The organism is Streptomyces sp. IBSBF 3136 (genome assembly GCF_036815105.1).
Taxonomy (GTDB): Bacteria; Actinomycetota; Actinomycetes; order Streptomycetales; family Streptomycetaceae; genus Streptomyces.
The window spans coordinates 1-6,954 of record NZ_JAJSZC010000318.1 but is presented as its reverse complement, the minus strand read 5'-3'; the positions used below and the strand labels follow the sequence as shown (position 1 = coordinate 6,954).

The window sequence follows — 6,954 nt, the reverse complement described above, 5'->3', positions numbered from 1 at the left end:
CCCCCGGACCCGCCCCGGCCGACGTCCGCCTCCCGCACGGCCGCCGTCGGAGAGGTCCGCGTGCTGCGGGTGTCCCGCTCGGCCACCCGCGGGCACCACAGCATCGCGGCCGCGCTGCGCGCCCACACCGGCGACGGCCCCGTCTGCGTCCTCGTCGAACCGGGCCGCTACCCCGAACCCCTCGTCCTCGAGGGCGACGTGGAGATCCGTGCCGTGCGCGGGCCGGGCACCGTCACAGTCGAGCGCGCGGCCGACACCGCCGTGAGCGTCACCGGCACCGCCGTCCTGACCGGCCTCACCGTCGTCGCCCGCGGCAAGGCCGCCGTCGCGGTCGGCTCCGGCCGGCTCGCGCTGCGCGACTGCCGGCTGACCGGGAGCGCCGGAGCGGTCGCGCTGAGCGCGGCGCCCGACACCGAGATCGCCGTCACCGGAGGTGAACTCCTCGTTGGCGCGGCCCTGTTGACCGGAGCACGCGCCGCCTTCCACGGCACCCGGTTCGGCGAGGCGGGGGAGGACGCCGTCCTCGTCGCCGACGGCGCCCAGGCCGAGCTGGCCGGCTGCTCCTTCGACGGCACCCGCGGCGCCGCCGTGCACGTCACCGGCGCCGGAAGCCGCGCCCGCGTCACCGACTGCCGGTTCACCTCGGCCGGCGGACACGGCGTCCTCGCCGACCGGCACGGTGAGGCCGAGGTGCGCGACTGCCGGTTCACCGACCTCACCGGAACCGCTCTCGGCTTCCGCGAACAGGGCCACGGCACCGTCGTCGGCGCCCGGGTGAACGGCGCCGACGCCGGCGCGGTCATCACCGGCGGCGCCGACCCCGTCCTGCGCGGTTGCGCGTTCGAGGGCTGCCGGGCCGTCGGCGTCCGGGTCACCGACGAGGGCGTGGGCCGGCTGGAGGACTGTGTCTTCACCCGCGCCTCCAACGCCGCCCTCCACGTCGACCAGCGGGGCCGGCTGCGCCTCGACGGCTGCCGCGTCGACGGCGCCCGCAAGGGAGTGGTCGTGGAGAACGGCCACGCCGTCCTCGCCCGCCTGGAGGCCCGCGCCCTGACCGAGTCCGCGGTACGGCTGTGCCAGGACGGCACGGTCGAGGTCACCCGGCTGAGCGCCGAGGACTGCCGCTACGGGGTGTACGCCTCCGACACCGGCTCGGCCGGCGAGGTCACCGGGGCGGTCCTGCGCGGCCTGGGCGACAGCGCGCTCGTCCTCACCGGGTCCGCCCGGCTCACCGTCCGCGACATCCGGGTCGAGGGCACCCTCGGCGACGGCTTCTTCGTCCGCGACACCGCCGACCTCACCGCGCGCGACTGTACGGTCGAAGGGGCCGGCCGGCACGGCGTCCACCTCATGGACAGCGCCGCCCTGACCGCCGGGGACCTCACCGTGACCGGCGCCGGGACACACGGGCTCCTGGCCGCGAACAGCAGCCACTTCGACGTCCGCGACAGCGCGTTCACCGGCAGCGGCGGCGACGGCCTGCACGCCGAGAGCGGGGCCGGCGGCCGTGTCCGCGACACCACGATCACCGGCAGCCGCGGCGCGGCGGTGTCCGGCGAGGGCACCGTGCACCGCACCGCGGTGACCACCGACGCCCGGCCGCCGTCCCCGGCGGCGCCCGCCACCGGCGGCGACCCGCGCGCCGAACTCGACGCCCTGATCGGCCTGTCCGAGGCCAAGCGCCAGGTCCGCACCCAGACGCACCTGCTCCGGCTGGCCGGACTGCGCCGCGCGGCCGGGCTGCCCGAGCCGCCCGGCGGCCGCCACCTCGTCTTCTCCGGCCCGCCCGGTACCGGCAAGACCACCGTCGGCCGCCTGTACGGCCGCATCCTCGCAGACCTCGGCGTGCTGACCGACGGCCGGCTGGTCGAGGTGCACCGCAGCGACCTGGTCGGGCAGTACCTCGGTTCCACCGCGCTGAAGACCCGGGCCGCCTTCGACAGCGCCCGTGGCGGGGTCCTGTTCATCGACGAGGCCTACAGCCTGTCCCGCCGCTTCGGCTCGGGGCACGACTTCGGCCAGGAGGCCATCGACGAGCTGACCAAACTGATGGAGGACCACCGCGACGACGTCGTGGTGATCGCGGCCGGCTATCCGGCGGAGATGCGGGAGTTCCTGACCGCCAACCCCGGTCTGGCGTCCCGTTTCTCACGCACGGTGACCTTCCGCCCGTACGGCCCCGAGGAACTGGTGCGGATCGCCCGGCACCTGGCGCGGAGGCACGGTTTCGAACTGGACGAGGGAGTGGCGGAGCTGCTCCGTGCTCGTTTCCGGGCGCGCGCGGCCGCGGGGGAACCCGCCAACGGGCGGGACGCCCGGACGCTGTTCGAGGACATGGTGGAGCGCATGGCCGTACGCCTGGCGGAGGTGGAACGGCCCGGACACCAGGAGCTGCTGGTGCTGCGCGCGGACGACCTGCCGGATTCCTGAGCGACGGTCCGGGGACCGCCGAAGGGCGATCTGCCTTGCTTGCGACAGGAGTTCGGGGGAGCGGCCGACACGGCGGCACCGGTCGCGCCCGGCTGCCCCGGACTTCCCCGCCGACGTGCTGAAACACACGCCGTCTAGACTCTCCGGGCAACGGCCAGGACCTCGCCAAAAACCGAAGGGTACGCGGCGTTTTGATACGGATAGAGTCAGTCACCAAGCGGTACCCGGACGGCACGGTGGCCGTCGACCAACTGTCCCTGGAGATACCCGACCGCGCCATCACCGTCCTCGTCGGCCCCTCCGGCTGCGGCAAGACCACCACCCTGCGGATGATCAACCGGATGGTGGAGCCCAGCGAGGGCAGTATCCTCCTCGACGGCCGCGACATCCGGCAGCAGCCGGTGAACACCCTGCGCCGGTCCATGGGATACGTGATCCAGAACGCCGGCCTCTTCCAGCACCGCACCATCGTCGACAACATCGCCACCGTGCCCCGCCTGCTCGGCTGGGGCAAGCAGAAGGCACGGGCGCGGGCCGCGGAGCTGATGGAGCGGGTCGGTCTCGACACCGCGCTCGCCAAGCGGTACCCGTACCAGCTCTCCGGCGGCCAGCAGCAGCGCGTCGGCGTGGCCCGGGCGCTCGCCGCCGACCCGCCGGTGCTGCTGATGGACGAGCCGTTCTCCGCCGTCGACCCGGTCGTCCGCAAGGGCCTGCAGGACGAACTGCTGCGGCTGCAGGACGAGCTGGGCAAGACGATCGTCTTCGTCACCCACGACATCGACGAGGCCATCAAACTGGGCACGATGGTCGCCGTGCTGCGCACCGGCGGCAGGCTCGCCCAGTTCGCGCCGCCCGCCGAACTGCTCAGCGCGCCCGCCGATCCCTTCGTGGAGGACTTCCTCGGCGCCGACCGCGGCATCCGCCGGCTGTCCTTCTTCCCGTCCGGCGACCTGGAGTTGCAGACCGCTCCCGTGGTCGCCGTCGACGCGGACGCGAAGCGGCTCGCCGCCCCCGGCCCGGCCCCCTACCTCCTCGTCACCGACCACGACGGCAAGCCGCTCGGCTGGGGCGCCCCGGACGACCTCACCGCCGGGCGGATCGAGCGCGACCGGCTGCTGCCGTACGGGCGGCCGTTCGTGCCCGGCAAGGACTCGCTGCGCACCGCGCTGGACGGGGCCGTGCTGTCGCCGACCGGTTGGGCCGTGGCCGTCGACGGCGAGGGCCGCGCCGTCGGTGTCGTGTCCCAGCAGGTCATCGGCGAGGCGATCCGGGCCGCCCACGGCCGGGTGGCGGACGGCGCCGGCGTCAGGGCCGCGCGATGAGCGGCTTCTTCGACATCCCGAGCGACCTCCAGCACAGTTACGCCGGGCTGATCGGACTGCACCTGCGCGAGGCGCTGCTGCCGGTGCTGGCCGGGCTGCTGGTCTCGCTGCCGCTGGCCCAGCTCTGCGTGCGGTTCCGCTGGCTCTACCCGCCCGTGCTCGGCGTGACGACCGTGCTGTACGCCATCCCGTCGCTGGCGTTCTTCGTCGTGCTCATCGACTACACCGGCCAGACCGAGACCACGGTGATGATCCCGCTCGCCGTGTACAGCCTGGTGGTGCTGGTCCCGGCGATCGTGGACGGTGTCCGCTCGGTCCCGCAGGAGACGCTCGCGGCGGCGACCGCCATGGGCCTGGGGCCGCTGCGCCGTTATCTCCAGGTCCAGTTGCCCATCGCCGTGCCCGCCATCATCGCGGGTCTGCGGGTCGCCACCGTCTCCAGCATCTCGCTCGTCAGCGTCGGCATGCTCATCGGCAACCAGGGCGCCCTCGGCAACCTGCTCAACGACGCCAACATCTACCACCGGCCCGAACTGGCCGTGAACTCCGTGCTGACCACCGCGGTCCTGGCCATCCTCGCCGACGCCGTGCTGATCCTCGTCCGCTTCCTGCTCACCCCCTGGATGCCCAGGAAGGGAGCCACCCGGTGAACGTGCTCCACTTCGTCCAGGCGTTCTTCAGCGACGGCGCCCACTGGCACGGCTACGACGGCATCCCCACCCGGGTCGCCGAGCACGTCGGCTACACCCTCGAGGCCCTGGCGATCGCCGCCGCCGTCGGCCTGCCCGTCGGCCTGGTCACCGGCCACACCGGGCGCGGCGGCAACGTGCTGGCACTGATCGCCACGGCGGGCCGGGCGCTGCCCAGCTTCGGTCTGCTGGTGCTGATGTTCATCTGGATCGGGTTCGGCATGATGTCGGTGATGATCCCGCTGGTGGTGCTCGCCGTGCCGCCGATCCTCGTCACCACCTACGAGGCGATCCGCTCGGTCGACCCGTCCCCGGTGGACGCCGCGCGGGGCATGGGGATGTCCGAGCCCCGGGTGCTGTTCCAGGTGGAGCTGCCGGTCGCGCTCCCGCTGATCCTGGGCGGCCTGCTCACCGCCACCGTCCAGATCGTCTCCACCGCCACCATCGCCGCCTACGTGAGCCTCGGCGGCCTCGGCCGGTTCATCATCGACGGCCTCTACCAGCGCAACTACGAGAAGGTCGTCGGCGGCGCCACCCTGGTGGCCGCCATGGCCCTCGCGAGCCTCGCCGTGTTCTGGGCGGTGTCCCGGATCGCGGTCTCGCCGGGGGTCCGCCGCAACGGCTGAGGCGGCGCGGGCCGAGGCCGTGACGGCCGGGGTCTCAGCTCTCGGTGCGGGACAGCGCCTGTTCGAGCACGACGAGCAGCGCGTCCCGCACCGAACCGCGCTCCCGGGCGTCGAAGACCAGGACGGGGACGCCCGGGGAGACGTCCAGGGCCCAGCGGACCTCCTCCAGGGAGTGCTCGACCTTCCCGTCGAAGGCGTTGACCGCCACCGCGAACGGGATGCCCTTGTGCTCGAAGTAGTCGACGGCCGCGTAGCAGTCGTCCAGGCGGCGCGTGTCGACGACGACGAGCCCGCCGACCGCGCCCTCCACGATGTCGTCCCACATGAACCCGAACCGCTCCTGCCCGGGCGTGCCGAACAGGTACAGCTTGAGCGTCGGGTCGATGGTGACGCACCCGAAGTCCATCGCCACCGTGGTGGTCGTCTTGGCGGGGGTGTGGGTGAGGTCGTCCACGCCCGCCGCGACCTCGGTGATGGCCGCCTCGGTGGTCAGCGGCTCGATCTCCGAGATGGAGCCGACGGTGGTGGTCTTGCCCACGCCGAAGCCGCCCGCGACCACCATCTTCACCGGCAGCGGCGGCCGTACGGCGGTGGGTGCGGCCGCGACCGGGGTGAGCGGTTCAGTCATGGTCACTCGGTACCCCTCGGGAGTCGGGGACGGCCCGCAGGCCGTCGATAACCCTGCGCAGGACGGAGGCGTCGTGGGCGGCCGCCACGTCGGGCAGGTGCACCGCGAGCTGCCCCGCCTCGTGCAGGTCCTCGGCCAGGACGCGGACCACGTTCAGGTGCAGCCGCAGCCGGGCCGCGAGTTCGGCGACCGACTGCGGCAGCCGGCAGGCCGCGACGATGTCGTGCCGCTCGAAGGAGAGCCGGCCGAGCGCGTCGAGACCGGCGGCGGAGGCCACCACCTGGGTCTCCAGCGGCAGCGCCCGGCCGGAGGCGGCGTCCGCCACCCGTCCGGCGGTGACCAGGAACGGCCTTACGGCGGAAGCCGGCCCGACCGGTTCGTGGCCCGGGGGCCGGGTGCCGTCCGCCATGGCGACGCTTCCCTCCTCAGCGGGCCGACGCGGCGCCGACGCTGTTCTTCAGCTCCAGCACCAGCTGCGGACTGAGCGCGGCCCCGGCCCGGTTGGCGAACACCGTCATCTCGTAGGCGATGTTGCCGAGCTTGGCGTCCTTGTCGGCGACCACACCGAGGACGGCGCCGCTGCCGATCGCGGAGACGATGACATGGCCGCCCTCCAGATCGATGATGACCTTGTTGAGGCCGCCCAGGCCGTAGTTGCCGGAGGCACCGGCGGCCAGGCTGGTGATGCCCGAGACGATCGCGGCGAGGCGTTCGGAGTGGGCGCGCTCGCGCAGCTCCGACACGGCGATCAGCAGCCCGTCGGAGGAGACGGCGATGGCGTCGACGACGCCCGCCGTCTCCGTCGCGAAACGATTCAGCAGCCAGGTGAAGTCGGCCGCGGCGGCCTGCAGGTCGGTGGGCGCGGGGCCGTCCGTCGGGGTGTCACCTGTCGACGTACTCACTGCTCGGCTCCTTCCGGAAGGTGGTTCTGGTCGTGCGCGGGGGTCGTGGGGTGCGCGGCGGGAGGCCGCGCGTGGGTGCCGGTGTCGCAGTCCCGGTGGGCGCGGGCCACCGCAGCCTCGAACTCCTCCAGTTCGCTGCGCTCCGCCTCCGCGTCCCGGGCACGGGCCGCCTGCGGCACGACCTGCGCCGCCCCGACGGTGGTACGCAGCGTGGCCCCGCGGACCCTGCGGCGCAGCGGGCGGCCGCCGCCGTCGGGGGCGGCCTGCCCTGGCAGCGCGATGCCGGCGGGTCCGGGGCGGGAGGCGCCGGGGGCGGCGGCCTCAAGGGCCGTGGCCTCGGGGGCGAGTGCCTTGGTG

The 6,954-nt window shown here is 73.8% G+C and carries 7 protein-coding genes and 1 pseudogene; 4 read left to right on the top strand and 4 right to left on the bottom strand.

From position 1 onward, the window contains the following. The 4 genes from V7E45_RS37380 to V7E45_RS37365 all read left to right on the top strand — a co-directional run. Nucleotides 1-2,430, top strand: a 2,430-nt coding sequence (locus tag V7E45_RS37380) for a right-handed parallel beta-helix repeat-containing protein (protein ID WP_333778737.1), incomplete at its 5' end; no start/stop codon positions are given. 191 nt (nt 2,431-2,621) lie between these two features. Next, entirely contained in the window at nt 2,622-3,752 is a 1,131-nt protein-coding gene (locus V7E45_RS37375; RefSeq protein WP_333778736.1) for an ABC transporter ATP-binding protein, read from the top strand. After that, the gene (locus tag V7E45_RS37370; protein ID WP_333778735.1) at nt 3,749-4,402 is read left to right on the top strand and encodes an ABC transporter permease; all 654 of its coding nucleotides are present in this window, start codon (nt 3,749-3,751) and stop codon (nt 4,400-4,402) included. Before V7E45_RS37375 ends, V7E45_RS37370 begins: the two co-directional genes overlap by 4 nt. Continuing rightward, a complete protein-coding gene (locus V7E45_RS37365; RefSeq protein ID WP_333778734.1) occupies nt 4,399-5,067 on the top strand; it encodes an ABC transporter permease in 669 nt (222 codons plus the stop codon). The genes V7E45_RS37370 and V7E45_RS37365 overlap by 4 nt, the downstream gene beginning before the upstream one ends. Before the next feature lie 34 nt (nt 5,068-5,101). Here the strand turns inward: V7E45_RS37365 and V7E45_RS37360 are convergent, their stop codons facing one another. The 4 genes and pseudogenes from V7E45_RS37360 to V7E45_RS37345 form a co-directional block, all read right to left on the bottom strand. Then, nucleotides 5,102-5,701 carry a GTP-binding protein gene (locus V7E45_RS37360; protein WP_443056341.1) on the bottom strand — a complete coding sequence of 200 codons (600 nt, stop codon included), beginning with the start codon at nt 5,699-5,701 and terminating at the stop codon, nt 5,102-5,104. After that, nucleotides 5,688-6,104, bottom strand: a complete 417-nt coding sequence (locus V7E45_RS37355) for a DUF742 domain-containing protein (RefSeq protein ID WP_333778732.1) — start codon at nt 6,102-6,104, stop codon at nt 5,688-5,690. The genes V7E45_RS37360 and V7E45_RS37355 overlap by 14 nt, the downstream gene beginning before the upstream one ends. Before the next feature lie 16 nt (nt 6,105-6,120). Further along, nucleotides 6,121-6,597 carry a roadblock/LC7 domain-containing protein gene (locus tag V7E45_RS37350; protein WP_020942904.1) on the bottom strand — a complete coding sequence of 159 codons (477 nt, stop codon included), beginning with the start codon at nt 6,595-6,597 and terminating at the stop codon, nt 6,121-6,123. After that, nucleotides 6,594-6,954 (bottom strand): annotated as a pseudogene (locus V7E45_RS37345) (ATP-binding protein); the annotation flags it as partial. The gene V7E45_RS37350 and the pseudogene V7E45_RS37345, both read right to left, overlap by 4 nt.